Annotated in this window: 13 protein-coding genes; 3 read left to right on the forward strand and 10 right to left on the reverse strand. The window is 65.7% G+C overall.

Going from position 1 to position 15,285, the window contains the following annotated elements; genetic code table 11:
- Positions 1-9: 9 nt before the first annotated feature.
- The 6 genes from gyrB to rpsT all read right to left on the reverse strand — a co-directional run bounded on the left by gyrB (position 10) and on the right by rpsT (position 7,618).
- On the reverse strand, positions 10-2,442 hold the full coding sequence (gyrB, locus tag VF194_RS04200) for a DNA topoisomerase (ATP-hydrolyzing) subunit B (RefSeq protein ID WP_330888335.1): 2,433 nt from the start codon (positions 2,440-2,442) through the stop codon (positions 10-12).
- 18 nt (positions 2,443-2,460) lie between these two features.
- Positions 2,461-3,648 (reverse strand): DNA replication/repair protein RecF, encoded by a 1,188-nt coding sequence (gene recF, locus VF194_RS04205; RefSeq protein ID WP_330888337.1) that lies wholly within the window; start codon positions 3,646-3,648, stop codon positions 2,461-2,463.
- 5 nt (positions 3,649-3,653) lie between these two features.
- Positions 3,654-4,772, reverse strand: coding sequence for a DNA polymerase III subunit beta (gene dnaN, locus VF194_RS04210; RefSeq protein ID WP_330888340.1), 1,119 nt, complete (start codon positions 4,770-4,772; stop codon positions 3,654-3,656).
- 188 nt (positions 4,773-4,960) lie between these two features.
- Positions 4,961-6,400: a chromosomal replication initiator protein DnaA gene (gene dnaA / locus VF194_RS04215; protein ID WP_330888341.1), complete on the reverse strand. Its 1,440-nt coding sequence runs from the start codon at positions 6,398-6,400 to the stop codon at positions 4,961-4,963.
- Positions 6,401-6,458: 58 nt separating this feature from the next.
- Positions 6,459-6,902, reverse strand: a complete 444-nt coding sequence (locus VF194_RS04220; RefSeq protein ID WP_330888343.1) for a rhodanese-like domain-containing protein — start codon at positions 6,900-6,902, stop codon at positions 6,459-6,461.
- A 452-nt stretch (positions 6,903-7,354) separates the two neighbouring features.
- Complete coding sequence (gene rpsT, locus VF194_RS04225) at positions 7,355-7,618, reverse strand: 30S ribosomal protein S20 (RefSeq protein ID WP_330888345.1); 264 nt, start codon at positions 7,616-7,618, stop codon at positions 7,355-7,357.
- Positions 7,619-7,773: 155 nt separating this feature from the next.
- On the opposite strand from rpsT, the gene VF194_RS04230 reads away from it, so the two are divergent.
- The 3 genes from VF194_RS04230 (at position 7,774) to ggt (ending at position 12,555) form a co-directional block, all read left to right on the forward strand.
- Complete coding sequence (locus VF194_RS04230) at positions 7,774-8,358, forward strand: hypothetical protein (protein ID WP_330888347.1); 585 nt, start codon at positions 7,774-7,776, stop codon at positions 8,356-8,358.
- 97 nt (positions 8,359-8,455) lie between these two features.
- Positions 8,456-10,792 (forward strand): bifunctional salicylyl-CoA 5-hydroxylase/oxidoreductase, encoded by a 2,337-nt coding sequence (locus VF194_RS04235; protein ID WP_330888349.1) that lies wholly within the window; start codon positions 8,456-8,458, stop codon positions 10,790-10,792.
- A gap of 158 nt (positions 10,793-10,950) precedes the next feature.
- On the forward strand, positions 10,951-12,555 hold the full coding sequence (ggt, locus tag VF194_RS04240) for a gamma-glutamyltransferase (RefSeq protein ID WP_330888351.1): 1,605 nt from the start codon (positions 10,951-10,953) through the stop codon (positions 12,553-12,555).
- Between the two features lie 154 nt (positions 12,556-12,709).
- Here the strand turns inward: ggt and VF194_RS04245 are convergent, their stop codons facing one another.
- The 4 genes from VF194_RS04245 to VF194_RS04260 all read right to left on the reverse strand — a co-directional run bounded on the left by VF194_RS04245 (position 12,710) and on the right by VF194_RS04260 (position 15,193).
- Positions 12,710-12,946 (reverse strand): hypothetical protein, encoded by a 237-nt coding sequence (locus VF194_RS04245; RefSeq protein ID WP_330888353.1) that lies wholly within the window; start codon positions 12,944-12,946, stop codon positions 12,710-12,712.
- Entirely contained in the window at positions 12,946-13,527 is a 582-nt protein-coding gene (locus tag VF194_RS04250; protein WP_330888355.1) for a hypothetical protein, read from the reverse strand. Before VF194_RS04250 ends, VF194_RS04245 begins: the two co-directional genes overlap by 1 nt.
- A complete protein-coding gene (locus VF194_RS04255; RefSeq protein ID WP_330888357.1) occupies positions 13,478-13,996 on the reverse strand; it encodes a hypothetical protein in 519 nt (172 codons plus the stop codon). The genes VF194_RS04250 and VF194_RS04255 overlap by 50 nt, the downstream gene beginning before the upstream one ends.
- A gap of 144 nt (positions 13,997-14,140) precedes the next feature.
- A complete protein-coding gene (locus VF194_RS04260; RefSeq protein ID WP_330888359.1) occupies positions 14,141-15,193 on the reverse strand; it encodes a polysaccharide deacetylase family protein in 1,053 nt (350 codons plus the stop codon).
- Positions 15,194-15,285: the final 92 nt, after the last annotated feature.

Below are 15,285 nucleotides of genomic sequence, written 5' to 3' on the forward strand. Positions count from 1 at the left end.
ACAGCGCGCTCAGATATCCAGATTCACCACGTTCAGCGCATTGCTCTGGATGAAATCGCGGCGCGGCTCGACCACGTCGCCCATCAGCGTCTCGAAGACGTTGTCGGCATCCTCGGCATGGTCGATCTTGACCTGCAGCAGGCTGCGCGCATTCGGATCGAGCGTCGTCTCCCAGAGCTGGTCGGGGTTCATCTCGCCCAGCCCCTTGTAGCGCTGCATGCTGATGCCCTTCCGGCCGGCGGCCTGCACGCGCTCGAGCAGGTCGATCGGGCCGCGGACGGCATGCACCTCGTCCTTGCGCCGCAGCTCGGCGGGGCTGAGATAGGTCAGTTGCAGCTCGCCGGTCATCTCGTTCAGCCGGCGCGCCTCCGCCGCGCGGAAGAGCTGGCCGTCGAGGACATAGGTCTCGGTATAGCCGCGCAGGCTGCGCTTGACGGTGAGCGTGCCATCGCCGGCGGCCTGGCAAGTCCAGCCGCGCTCCAGTTCCGGCGTCAGGGCATTGAGCCGCCGGGCGAGGTATTCCGCCGCCGCCGCGGCCTTCGCCGCGTCGCCCATCACGTCCGGCTGCAGCATGCCGAGGATGGCGGCCTGCTCCACGATCCAGGGATTGTAACGCTTGCCGATCGCATTCAGTAGCGCGCGGGCGATGCGCGCATGTTCCAGCAGCAGCTTGAGGTCCTGGCCGGCGCGCTGGCTGCCGTCGTGCAGGTTCAGCACCGCCCCGTCGATGCCTTCGCTAATCAGATATTCTTCCAGCGCCGCCTCGTCTTTCAGGTAGCGCTCCGACTGGCCGCGCTTGACCTTGTAGAGCGGCGGCTGGGCGATATAGAGATGCCCGGCATCGATCAGGGACCGCATCTGCCGGTAGAAGAACGTCAGCAGCAGGGTGCGGATATGGGCGCCGTCGACATCGGCGTCGGTCATGATGATGATCTTGTGATAGCGCAGCTTCGACAGATCGAAATCGTCATGTCCGATCCCGGTGCCCAGCGCCGTAATCAGCGTGCCGATTTCCTGCGACGACAGCATCTTGTCGAACCTGGCGCGCTCGACATTCAGGATCTTGCCGCGCAGCGGCAGCACCGCCTGGAAGGCGCGGTTGCGGCCCTGCTTGGCCGAGCCGCCGGCGCTGTCGCCCTCGACCAGGAAGAGTTCCGCCTTGCCCGGATCGCGCTCCTGGCAATCCGCCAGCTTGCCCGGCAGCGACGAGACGTCCAGCGCCCCCTTGCGGCGGGTCAGTTCGCGCGCCTTGCGGGCGGCTTCGCGCGCCGCCGCCGCCTCGACCACCTTGCCGATGATCATGCGGGCGTCGGACGGATGCTCCTCGAACCAGGCGGCCAGCATTTCGTTGACTAGGCCTTCCACCGCGGGGCGCACTTCCGACGAGACCAGCTTGTCCTTGGTCTGCGAGGAGAATTTCGGATCCGGCACCTTGACCGACAGCACGCAGGTCAGGCCCTCGCGCGCATCCTCGCCGGACAGCGACACCTTCTCCTTTTTCAGCATGCCGCTTTCATTGGCGTAATTGTTCACGCACCGCGTCAGGGCGGCGCGAAAGCCGGCCAGATGCGTGCCGCCATCCCGCTGCGGGATGTTGTTGGTGAAGCACAGGACGGTCTCGTGATAACCGTCGTTCCATTCCATCGCGATCTCGATGCCGATGCCGTCGCGCTCGCCGCGGATCGCCACCGGCGGCTTGTGCAGCGCCACCTTGGAGCGGTCGAGATAGGATACGAAAGCCTCGACGCCGCCCTCGTAGCGCAGCTCGACATGCCTGGGCTCGACGCCGCGCAGATCCTCCAGAACGATCTTCACGCCGTTATTGAGGAAGGCCAGCTCGCGCAGCCGATGCTCCAGCGTGGCGAAATCGAATTCGGTCTTGGTGAAGGTCTCCGGCGAGGGCAGGAAGGTCACTTCCGTACCGCGCTTGCCGTCCGCCACGCCCACCTCGGCGAGCGGCGCTTCCGGATCGCCGTTGGCGAAACGCATGAAATAGGCCTTGCCGCCGCGCCAGATGCGCAGCTCCAGCCAGATCGACAGCGCATTCACCACCGAGACGCCGACGCCATGCAGGCCGCCGGACACCTTGTAGGAATTCTGGTCGAATTTGCCGCCGGCATGCAGCTGGGTCATGATCACCTGCGCCGCCGAGACCCCCTCCTCGGGATGGATGTCGACCGGAATGCCGCGGCCATTGTCGCGCACCGTGCAGGAGCCGTCCGGATTGAGCCCGACATAGACCTCGTCGCAAAAGCCCGCCAGGGCCTCGTCGATGGCGTTGTCGACCACCTCGTAGATCATGTGGTGCAGGCCGGTGCCGTCATCGGTATCGCCGATATACATGCCCGGGCGCTTGCGAACCGCATCCAGTCCCTTCAGCACCTTGATGGCGGAGGAATCGTACGTTTCGCCATTGTTGCGCGGCGCCACTGCTTCACTCATTTCCGTGTTACCTCGACATTAGGCGTGGCCTGGCGTCACGACGCCATCCATCACCGTGAAAAACTCGGCCCGCCCTTCGAGATCCGAGAACAGGGTCTCGTCGGTGCCGGTCAACCATGCCTGCCCGCCCAATGCGAGCAATTCTTCGTACAATGCCGCCCTGCGCCGGCCATCGAGATGCGCCGACACCTCGTCCAGCAGCATCAGCGGCGCCATCTGCCGCCGCGCCCTGATCAGGCGGGCATTCGCCAGCGTGATCGCGATCAGCAGCGCCTTCTGCTCGCCGGTCGAGCATTGCTCGGCGGCCTGCGCCTTCTCGGCATGCCAGACCGCCAGATCGCTGCGATGCGGCCCTTCGGTCGCCGCGCCGGCATCGCGATCGATATTGCGCCGCTCGCGCAGCATGGCGCGGAATTTCTCCTCCGCCGCCAGGGCCGGCATCTCCTCGAGCCAGGCCTCGATGGTGCCCCTGACCGCCAGCCTGGCCCGCGGAAACGGACCCGCCGCCAGAGCCATGCCGGCTTCGATCCGCGCCAGGCCGTCCCGCCTGGCGGCCGCCACGGCCAGCCCATGCTCGGCCATCTGGCCTTCCAGCGCCGTAAGCCAGGCCGGATCGGCGCCGCCCTGCTTCAACAGCCGGTTGCGCTCCCGCATGGCCCTTTCGTAAGCCGCCAGTTGCCGGGCGTAACCGCTGTCCAAGCCATAGACCAGCCGGTCCATGAACCGGCGCCGTGTCGAAACGCCCTCGACGAACAGCCGGTCCATCTGCGGCGTCAGCCAGACCACGTCGAGATACTCGGTCAGTCCCGCGGCACTCGCCGCCGGCTCGCCATTGATGCGCACGATGCGCCGCTCGCCGCCATCCTCGGCGCCGGCCGGCTCCGCCAGCCCGGTGCCGATGGCGATCGGCCCCACCGCGCAGGCCACCTCGGCATGGGCCGCCCAGCAGCCTGTGCCGGCATGCCGGCTCACCTCGGACAGGCGGGCCCGCCGCAATCCGCGCCCCGGGCTGAAGAAGGACAGCGCCTCCAGGATATTGGTTTTGCCGGCGCCGTTTGGACCCGTCAGCACCACCGGCCTGCCGGAAAGACGCAGTTTCAGCGCGGCGTAATTTCGAAAATCGCGCAGGCCCAGGGACAAAATGGCCGTACTGCCCGCCGCCGTAGTTTCCAACGACCTGTCCGCAATGAGAACCGCGCTGCTCACCAAGCTCAGACCCGCATGGGCATCAGCACATACAGCGCCCCGTCGTCGCTCGGATCGCGGACAAGCGTCGGCGCCAGTGCATCGGCCAACAGGAAGCGCGCATTCTCCCCTTCGATCTGGCTGGCAATGTCGAGGAGGTAACGCGAATTATAACCGACCTCGAGCGGCGCGGCGCTGTAGGCCGCCGTCAGCTGCTCGGAAGCCGAGCCATGATCCGGACTGGTCGCCGACAGCTCGATGCCGTCGGGCTTGAGCGACAGCTTCACGGCGCGGCTCTTTTCGGTCGAAATCGTCGCGACACGGTCGACCGCGGCGGCAAAAGCCTTGCTGTCGACTTCCATGACCTTGTCGTTGTCGCGCGGAATGACGCGCTCGTATTCCGGGAAGGCGCCGTCGATCAGTTTCGAGACCAGCACCAGTTCGCCGAAGGTGAAGCGGATCTTGGTGTCGCTCAGTTCGATCTTGACCTCCGCCGAGCCGCCCTCGAGCAGCTTGCGCAGTTCGGTCACGGTCTTGCGCGGCACGATCACGCCGGGCATGCCGGCGGCACCGGCCGGCAGCGGCACTTCCACGCGCGCCAGACGATGGCCGTCGGTCGCCACCGCCCGCAGCATCGGCACGCCGGCGCTCGAAGCGGCATGCACGTAAATGCCGTTCAGATAGTAACGGGTCTCTTCCGTCGAGATGGCGAACTTCGTCTTGTCGATCAGCCGCCGCAACTGCTCGGCCGCCAGCGCGAAGCTGTGCGGCAGATCGCCGGTGGCCATGACCGGGAAATCCTCCTTCGGCAGGCAGCTCAGCTTGAAGCTGGAGCGGCCGGCGCGCAGATCCAGGCGCTGCTCGGCGGCGGTGAATGTCAACTCGACCTCGGCGCCGTCAGGCAGTTTGCGCACGATATCGTAGATCGTATGCGCGGCGACCGTCGTCGCGCCCGGCTTGGCCACCTTCGCCGGCAGCTTCTCGACGACCGCGATATCGAGATCCGTCGCGGTCAATGCCAGCCGGTCGCCCTCCGCCTCGAGCAGCACATTCGACAGGATCGGGATGGTATTGCGGCGCTCCACCACGCTTTGAACATGGCTCAGGGCGGTCAGCAAAACAGCGCGCTCAATGGTGAGTTTCATGGTTGAAAACCGACGATGTTTTTCTTTGTTTTCGGCACTGTTACCGAATCTCGCAATTATACCAAAGCCCCCTATCGGAGGCGAGGGATTTGGGGCTTTCCGGCCCCCTTTTTGCAAAAGCGAAAGGCCGCCTCGCGGCGGCCCCAATAGTATGATAAGATATTGAAATTAATGATAAACTCACAAAATCAGCCTTCCAATTTGCGGCGCAGCAAATCGATGTCTTCGGCGAAGGCGGCGTCGATCTCGCGCAATTCCTCGATCTTGCGCACCGCATGCATCACCGTGGTGTGGTCGCGGCCGCCGAACTTGCGGCCGATTTCGGGCAGCGAACGCGAGGTCAGCTGCTTGGCGAGGTACATCGCCACCTGCCGCGGACGCGCCACCGCGCGGGCGCGGCGCGGCGAATGCATGTCGGCGAAGCGGATCGAATAGTGTTCCGCGACGCGCTTCTGAATTTCCTCGATCGTCACCTTGCGGTCGTTGGCGCGCAGCAGATCCTGCAGCACTTCCTGCGCCGAGGTCACCGTCACCGGCTTGCCGACGAGGCTGGCATAGGCGGAAATCCGGTTCAGCGCGCCTTCGAGCTCGCGCACATTCGACGTGATGCGCCGCGCGAGGAATTCCAGAACCTCCTGCGGGATGTTGCTCAGGCCGTTCTTCTCGGCCTTGGCCTGCAGGATCGACAGCCGCAATTCGAAATCGGTGGGATGGATATCGGCGACCAGGCCCCAGCCCAGGCGCGAGCGCATGCGCTCCTCGATGCCTTCCAGGTCCGAGGGCGAGCGGTCGCCCGAGACGATGATCTGCCGGTTCTGATCGCACAGCGCGTTGAAGGTATGGAAGAACTCTTCCTGGGTGCTTTCCTTGCCGGCGATGAACTGGATGTCGTCGATCATCAGGACATCCACCGAGCGGAACTGCTCCTTGAACGCCATCGTATCCTTGAAGCGCAGCGCCCGGATGAACTGGTACATGAACTTCTCGGCCGACAGATACACCACGCGGCGCTCGGGAAAGCGCTGGCGGATATGCCATCCGATTGCATGCATCAAATGCGTCTTGCCCAGGCCGACGCCGCCATAGAGGAACAGCGGGTTGTAGGTCACCGTCGGGCTTTCGGCGACGCGCAGCGCCGCGGCGCGCGCCAGCTCGTTCGACTTTCCGGTGATGAAGCTGTCGAATGTGAAGCGCGGATCGAGCGGCGCGGACAATTCGCGCTCGACATCGTCCATCTCGCGGACCTGCAGGCCGGCGGCCGCCATGCGGTCGGCCATGGGAGGGCGCCCCGCCACCGGCAAGCTGTCCCCGAGCGGGGCGACCTTGGCCTGCGGCGGCTGCGTGGCGCCGGTCGGCCGCACATGGATGACGACCCGGCGCACCGAGGCGTTTTCCAGGCGCCAGATCTCGCGCAGGCGCTCGCTGTAATGATTGGCCACCCAGTCCCGCATGAAGCGGGTCGGCACGGCGAGATGGACGTCGCCATCCTGCGCCAGGCCTTCATCGGCAAGCACGACGGGCTTCAACCACGAATTGAACGCAGCATCGCCAAATGACACTCGCAACCGGGCGCGGACGCGCTGCCATTGCGCATCCAGCGCATCGCCTGCGCCGGCGCTGTGCGCCATCGCTGACAGGGAGACAGGTTGCGGCTGAGGTTGAGACGACTTCGACATGGCCAGGCCCTCAACTCTGGACCCAGGGAAGGCCCGCCGCCTTCCAGCCGCCCAACTGCCCCCGATGCTTGTCGGCATCGAGATCGCCCTCAAACCCGCCCGCGATATTGTAGCAAGGCCCGAAGCCGGCGGCCGTCATGGCCTTCGCCGCAGCCCGCGAGCGACCACCCGAACGGCAGAGGAAATACAGCGCCTGCCCGGCCTTGATACCGTGGTCACGCAAATCATCAATAAAACGCGGGTTCGGGCTCATCTCAGGATACAGCTGCCATGACACAAACAAGGTCCGCTTCCCCAGCCTGCCCAGATCGGGCATGCCGACGAAAGTCCATTCTGGTTGGGTACGGACGTCTATTAGTTGAGCGTTCGGATCGTTCGAAAGTTGGTTCCAGGCTTCGGTCGTCGCAACATCACCTGCATAGTCATCGTCCCCCGCCTTCACCGAAGCCAACATCCCCAACCTCGCGCCACGTTTGTTTGTTATTCAATCTTGATATTCCGTCACGCGTCCTGTCGCCCAATCCCACCGGTTCTCTGGCTCGCTCCACGCAACAATTTTGCGCCTCGCCATCATTCGCCGACCAGCTTTCACCGCGCGACAGCGGAGGCATTAAAGGGAAATCGAAGGGGCCACGCAAGCGGACAGATGAAGACTCCCCGAAAAATTTTTTCCATGTTGCAGAATTGGAACTTGCCAAACGCAGTTCGTCGCCATGGAATGGAGCATGGATTAATCACCTTTGCGAAAACGTACGCGAACGCACCGTCGTTTTTGCCGCGTTTCGCACGCGCATAAAAAAGCCCGCGCCTAAGAAAGCATGCGCATAAAAAAACATCGCCTCGCTCCTTCGAGCGAGGCGACGTCGACGCACAAAAATCGATTGCGCTCGGCGCGGTCGCCGAGGCTCAAGCCATAGACTTGATGCGAGCGTTCAGCCGCGACAGCTTGCGCGAGGCAGTGCGACGCTTCACAGCGCCCTTGCTCACGCTCTTGTCGAGCGCCGGCTGCGCTTCCTTGAAAGCGGCCTGGGCCGCCGTCTTGTCGCCGCTCGCGATTGCGGTTTCGAGCTTCTTCACTGCCGTCCGCACCTTGCTGCGGCGAGCGCGATTGACGACCGTGCGCTTCTTGGTCTGGCGGGCGCGCTTCTCCGCGGACTTATGCTGAGCCATGCTTTGCGATTTCCGATGGTTGACGTTGCCTTGCGGCGAAATCGAGGCGGGGGTTATAGCCCCCGCCCCGGCACCCGTCAACCCCGCCGCATGGGCGGTTTTTCGCCTGTTCATCGATGCTTGCGGCGATAATCGGGGCTGGCCATAGTGCCGGCATGCTCAGTATCGCCCTGATCGCTCAGGCCGCCTATCTGGCCGGCGGCATTGCCTGTCTCATTCTCGTGGCGCGCAGCTCGCTGCCGGCCGCCCTGTTCTGGGGCGTCGGCGCCGTCCTTTTCACCGCTGTGGCCGCGGCGGAATTCACCGATATGATCGGCCTGTCCGCCTTCGCGGGACTGGAAGGGGATCTGCGCTATCTCGCCTTCACCGCCGGCGCGTTCGGATTGGCGCTTGGCGCCGTCTTCAGCCTGATCCTGCCGCCGAGTTCGCCGCGCCTGACCATCTTCACCGCCGTCGCCCTGGCGCTGCTGGTGGCGGTCGCGGCGGACCGCATCCCGATGGGACGCCTGCCGGTCCCGCTCATATTGCTCGGCGTCATGCTGATCGCCGCCGTCATCGGCCTGCGGCGGCGGCCGGCGCCGGGGCGCTGGCTTCTGCTCGGCACGCTGGCCTTCGCCCTGGCCGAGTTCGCCCGCTACCGCTATCTCGGCTTCATTCCGGTCGCGCCCGGCTATCTCGCCCGCGCCTGCCTCGGCCTGGCGCTGATCGGGTTCGGCCTGACCGCCCATCGCGCCCGCTAGCCTCGGCCGGCTCTCCTTGTCAGCCGGAATTATTTTAGATATAAAATAATTCCGGCGCAGGCAGGCGCCTGTGCCCTGCGATCCGACGAGGAATGCCATGCGCGTGACGATTGTCGGCGGCGGCCCGGCCGGCCTCTATCTCGCCCTGCTGATGAAGAAGGCAGATCCCCGGCACGAAATCGCGGTGCATGAGCGCAACCGCCCCGACGATACCTTCGGCTTCGGCGTGGTCTTCTCCGACGAGACGCTGAACCAGTTCCTGGCCGAAGATACCGAGACCTATCACGCCATCCGCGACAGCTTCTCCTACTGGCACGAGATCGACGTCCTCGCCGGCGGCGAGCGCATCCGCTCCGGCGGGCATGGCTTCTGCGGCCTGGCGCGCAAGCGTCTTTTGCAGATCCTGCAGGAACGCTGCCAGGCGCATGGCGTCGAGTTGCGCTTTCAGAGCGAACAGGCCGATTTCGAGCGGCTGCGGCGCGACTGCGATCTGCTGGTCGGCGCCGACGGCATCAACAGCGCGATCCGCGAGACCTGGAAGGATCGGTTCCGGCCCAGCCTGGACTGGCGGCGCAACAAATTCGTCTGGCTCGGCACGACATTGCCGCTGGATACCTTCACCTTCATCTTCGAGGCCAGCCGGCATGGCCTGTTCCAGGTGCATGCCTATCGTTTCGAGAAGGGGCTGTCGACCTGGATCGTCGAAACCACCGAGGAGACCTGGCAACGCGCCGGGCTGGACCGGGCGAGCGAGGAGGACACGCTGGCCTATTGCCAGACGCTGTTCGCCAGGCATCTCGATGGCCATAGGCTGCTCAGCAACCGCTCGATCTGGCGGACATTCCCCACCATCAAATGCGAGCGCTGGGTGCACGACAATGTGGTGCTGATCGGCGATGCGGCGCATACGGCGCATTTTTCCATCGGCTCCGGCACCAAGCTGGCGATGGAAGACGCCATCGCGCTCAACCGCGCCCTGCATGGCGGCCATAATTCGCTGCCGGCGGCGCTGCGGGCATTCGAAGAGGCGCGGCAGACCGAAGTTTCGATCCTGCAGCATGCGGCGCAGCTGTCGCTCGAATGGTTCGAGCATACCGATCGCTATCGCGGTTTCGAGCCGATCCAGTTGGCCTTCAGCCTGCTGTCGCGGTCCAAGCGCATCACCTACGACAATCTGCGCCTGCGCGATCCGGCTTTCGTCGCCGCGATCGACCGCTGGTTTGCCGAAAAGGTGCAGCGCGAACAGGGCCTGAGCCTGCCGCCATCGCCCGCGCCGCCGCCGCCGATGTTCACGCCGTTCAAGCTGCGCGGCCTGACCCTGGCCAACCGCGTCGTGGTCTCGCCGATGTGCCAGTATTCGGCCGAGAACGGATTGCCGAACGACTGGACCCTGGTGCATCTGGGCAGCCGCGCCATCGGCGGCGCGGGGCTGGTGATGACGGAGATGACCGACATCGCGCCGAAGGCCCGCATAACGCCCGGCTGCGCCGGCCTGTGGAGTCCCATGCATGCCAAAGCTTGGCGGCGCATCGCCGATTTCGTGCACGCGCATAGCGAGGCGAAGATCGGCATCCAGCTTGCCCATGCCGGCCGCAAGGGCGCCACCTGCCTGCCCTGGTCGGGCGGCTATGACGAGCCGCTGCCGCAGGGCGCCTGGGAGATCGTCGCTCCCTCGCCGCTTGCCTATCTGCCGCATAGCCAGGTGCCGCGCGAGATGAACCGGGACGACATGGACGCGGTCCGCGACGACTTCATCGCGGCGGCGCGGCACGCCATCGACGCCGGCTTCGATCTGCTCGAGCTGCATATGGCGCATGGCTACCTGCTCTCCAGCTTCATCTCCCCGCTCAGCAACCGGCGCGGCGATGCCTATGGCGGCAGCCTGGAAAACCGCATGCGTTTTCCGCTCGAGATCTTCGATGCGGTCCGCGCCGTCTGGCCGGCCGAGCGACCGATCTCGGTGCGGCTGTCGGCGGTCGACTGGGTGCCCGAGGGGCTGACCATCGCCGATTCCGTCCAGATCGCCAGGATGCTGAAGGCGCATGGCTGCGATCTCGTCGATGTCTCCGCCGGCCAGACCTCGGCCGCGGCCAGGCCGGTCTATGGCCGCATGTTCCAGACGCCCTTCGCCGATGCGATCCGCCAGGAAGCCGGCATCGCCACCATGGCGGTGGGCGCCATCACCACGGCCGATCAGGTGAATACCATCGTGGCGTCCGGCCGCGCGGACCTTTGCGCATTGGCCCGGCCGCATCTGGCCGACCCGTACTTCACCCTGCATGCCGCCGCCGATTACGACTGGCGCGGCATCCACTGGCCGGTACAGTACCAGGCGGGCCGCGACCAGCTCTACCAGCGCAAGGCGCGCGAGCGCGAGGAAGCCGCCGCGGCGGATGCCTTCGCCAAACAGCGCGCCCGGCGCGACGACATCTAGCCGCGCCGTCCCGGCACCATTTTCCCGGCACCATTTTCCCGGCGCCATTTTCCTGGCGGGCGCCGGGGTGACGTTTTGTTGTTCGACTCCTGGCTTTCCATGACGGCGCGTCCGGCATAAGCTCCGGGTCCTGATCTTCCCCGGAGTCCCCAAGCCTCATGCGTGATCTGCAATTGCCTGGCCGCTCGGTCGTGATGGGCCGGAACGGCGCCGCCGCCACCTCGCACAGCCTTGCGACGCTGACTGCCATCGAAATCCTGCGCCGCGGCGGCAATGCCGCCGACGCCGCCATCGCCGCCTGCGCCGTGCAATGCGTGGTCGAGCCGGGCTCCACCGGCATCGGCGGCGACAATTTCGTGCTCTACGCGCCGGCGGGCACCGACATCACCAAGGGCGGCAAGGTCTATGGTCTGAACGGCTCGGGCCGCGCGCCGAGGGGCCTGTCCTGCGAATGGCTGCTCGAACAGGGCATCAAGGAGATCGGCCTGACCTCGGTCCATGCCGTGACCGTGCCGGGCGCGGTGGATTCCTGGAGCAAGCTGAACAAGCGCTTCGGCCGCATGCCGCTTGCCGATCTGCTGCAGCCCGCGATCCGCCATGCCGAAGAGGGTTTCGCCATCACCGAGCGCGTCGGCACCGACTGGCAGCGCAACGAGGCCAAGCTGCAGACCGACCCGAATTCCGCCCGCATGTGGCTGAAGGACGGCCGCGCGCCGAAGGCCGGCGAGGTCTTCCGCCAGCCCGAGCATGCCAAGGTATTCCGCGCCATCGCGGAGAAAGGCCGCGACGGTTTCTATACCGGCTGGGTCGCCGAGGACATGGTCGCCTATCTGCAAAGCCTGGGCGGCACCCATACGCTGGAGGATTTCGCCGGCCAGGAAGCCTATTGGGTCGATCCGATCTCGACGCGCTACAGGGATGTCGAGCTGCTGGAGATTCCGCCCAACGGCGTCGGCATCATCACTTTGCTGATGCTCAACATCCTGAGCGGCTTCGACCTGGGCAGATACGATCCGGTCGGCGTCGAGCGGTTCCACATCGAAGCGGAAGCCACGCGGCTCGCCTTCCAGGCGCGCGACACTTACGTGGCCGATCCCGCCTTCGCCGATGTGCCGATCGACAGGCTGCTGTCGATGCGCTTCGCCGACGAGCTGCGCGGCCGCATCGACCTCAAAAAGGCCATGGCCGCGCCGGGCCCGGTCGGCGGTTTCGTCTATCGCGACACGGTCTACATCACGGTGGCCGATGCCGAGGGCAATGTCTGCTCCTTCATCAATTCGCTGTTCTTCCCCTACGGGACCGGGCTGTGCAGCCCGAAGACCGGCGTGCTGCTGCAGAATCGCGGCTACGGCTTCCGGGTCGATCCGGCGCATGCCAATTGCGTGGCGCCCCTGAAGCGGCCGCTGCATACCATCATCCCCGCCATGGCGCTGAAGAACGGCAAGCCCTGGCTGTCCTACGGCGTGATGGGCGGCGGTTTCCAGCCGGTCGGCCAGGCGCATGTGCTGACCAATATCGTCGATTACGGCATGAACGTGCAGGAAGCGATCGACTGCGCCCGCGGCTTCCATATCTCGGGCAAGTTCGAGGCCGAGCGCGGCATCCGCCCCGAAGTGCTGCAGGGCCTCGCGGCGCTGGGGCATGAGATCAAGATGGCCGAGATGCCGCATGGCGGCGGCCAGGCGATCATGATCGATGCCGAGAACGGCGTGCTGCAGGCCGGCTCGGATCCGCGCAAGGACGGCTGCGCCCTGACGTATTGACCGGGGGCGTACTGACCGGGCTCAACCCGGCTCCTCCCGAGCCTTCATGGCACGGCGGATCATCGCCGCCCGCGCATTGGCGGAACCGCAGAGCCGGCGCGAACGGAACCAGGGACGGCCGTCATGGCGGCTCAACCCGGATGCGTCATCGGCGTCATGCGCTGTCCCTCATCCTGCATCGGCCGTCCTGAACGGAATGACTTTCGCCGTCGCATCCACCGGCCGCAGGCCGGAATTGCCGCTGAAATGCAGAAAGCGCCGCCTGCTCCTTGTTCTTCGGCGTGGCGTAGAAATCGACCTCGCCGACGCCGTGATGCGGCGGCCCCTGCATGGTCCAGACCGCAACGCCGAGCCGGAACCGCACCGTCGGATGCGGCGGCGGCGGTGCCATCAATCTGCCGCCGCCTGTCTGATCACGCCGGCATCGTCCGGCCGGAAAGCCCAACCGTTCGTGTTATAGAAAAACACCCGCTGCGGATCTTCCTTCGCCCAGCGGATCGCATCGTATCCGAGCCAGAACAGCGAGCCTTTCTTCTGCTCCGACCAGAATCTCCGCTCCGGCATCCAGAAGCTGGTCTGATCCCTGTTGGTCGCGAACTTGCCGAACAGGCGATAGAAACGCCGCGACAGCAGGTCATGCTCCTTGTTGCCCGGATCGCGGTAAAAGAAGATGTCGTTGTGCTTCATCGATGTCGCCGTCTTCAGCTGCTCCGGCGAATACCGATGCCACATCTGGATCATGAAACTGGGATTGTTCTCATTGTTGTTCACAATGGCCCATTGCTCTTCTCCCGGGCGGATCGAATTGGCGACGCGCCGGATGTCGGGCTGCCAGGTCTCGTCGAAAGTGCCGATCACGCGGCCGCCGGAGCGGGCGGTTTCGACATCGAAAACATGGCGATGGATGGTGATGTCGAGCGGCTCAGGCGAATGGATCTGGTCCCGTTTCGGGCTGGCATAATAGCGCAGCATCGGAAAAACTTTCGGCCGGGGCCGGTACCAGCGCAGCCGGCAGAACGGCTTCCTGCTGGCCCGGCTTCGTCATCGCCGGCTGGCCCTGCGCGCTCGGAGCCCGGCCACTCGCTGGCGTGCGCACGCCGACGGGATGCCTGGCCTGGCCGGTGTCGTCCGAAGCCGCGGTGGCGGGCGTGACGATGGTCGAGCACGGCGGCGCATCCGCATCGTTGCGCGCATGCGCGTCATGGAAGACGTCGACCTCCTCGGGCGGCGGCGCGTCATAGCCCTCTAGCCTGCCGCCCAGCCCGGCTTGCAGGGCCGCCAGCGTCTCGCCCGCGCCATCGGCGCCAACGCCGCCCTCCGGCAGGGGCAGCAGCACGCCGTCCGGCGCGACGCCCCGCGTCTTCTGATAGCGGCGGATGCCGCGCTCCAGTTCGCCGCCCGGCCAGCCGGTCGGCGCGCCGGGCTGCGGCAGATCGGGCATCGCACTGGCCTCGAATCGGCATGGAACTGGCGTCGCATTGGCCGGCTATTGGCCGGAATGGGCTGCAATTGGCTCGCACCGGATGGCGCGCGGCCGCCGCCGACCCGCCCAGCCAAACCAGCGGGTTAGGCTATTTCCGACTCATTATTTCTGGACGGTGAACTGGATGCCGAACCAGCGGAAACGGCCCTGCTCCTGCGTCGGCACCGTACAGCTGATCCGCTCGCGCGGCGGCGCGAAGGCCTTGGGCGGCGTCACGGCGAAGCGCTGCCCGCCCAGATCCGTGATCGCGACGGCCTCGCCCGGGCCGGTATAGCAGCGCATCTGCTTCAGCCGCTCGACGCCGGGCGCCACGGTGAAGCCGAGCACCGGCGGATTCGGCGTCTGGCCCAGCCTGATCAGCACGTCCTGCGGCGTGATATCGCTGACCGGCAGCGGCAAGGCCTCGACGGCCTGATGCAGGCGGTCGAGGCTGCCGTAATGCTCGTTCATCGGAAAGCGCGGCAGCCAAAACATGCCATGTCCCGCATAGGCCACGCCGGAATGCTGGCCGAAGGCCGCCGCATAGCCGAAGCCGCGCAGCACCGCCATGCTGGCGGCATCCCATTCGCCGAACGGCCAGGCGAACAGCTTCGGCGTTTCGCCCAGCTCCTCGCGGAAGCGCCGCATCGAGGTTTCCAGATCGGCCTGCATCGCTTCCGGCGTCATTGCCGGCAGGCTGGGATGGGCATTGCCATGGGCGCCGATAGTGACGCCCTCGGCCTTCATCCGACGGATCTGATCCCAGGTCAGATAGCCGCGCAATTTCTGATCGACCGGCTCGGTGGCGACGAACAGGGTGAATGGCAGCCCGGCCTTTTTCAGCCTTGGCCAGGCCTCGGTGAAGGACGAGGCATAGGCATCGTCGGCGCTCAGGCCCACGGTCCGGTCGGGCAAGGGCTCGCCCTTTTTCAGCCGGGCGACGATCTCGGGCAGGCCGAGGACATGGTATTTGCCCGCGGCGAGCGCGGCGAGCTGGGCGTCGAACTGCTCGAGCCGGATATTGGTCGAGGGAATGCCGTCCTCGCCGAAGCGGTGATACATCAGGATCACCGCATGGCTGGACATCGCCAGGGCGAGAGGATCGGCCGGCGGACCGGCGGCCGCATGGGCGGGGGCGCTGGCGAGCAAGGCGCAGAGAAGCAGAAGCTTTCGCATGGGAAAACCGGCAAAAAGGGGAAAAGCGGGCGCGAGGATTGCCGGCACTTTAGCCTTTCCCGATAATGCCGGCCAGAGGATCAGGCCGAAGG

This window comes from Ferrovibrio sp. (assembly GCF_036381655.1).
Classification (GTDB): domain Bacteria; phylum Pseudomonadota; class Alphaproteobacteria; order Ferrovibrionales; family Ferrovibrionaceae; genus Ferrovibrio.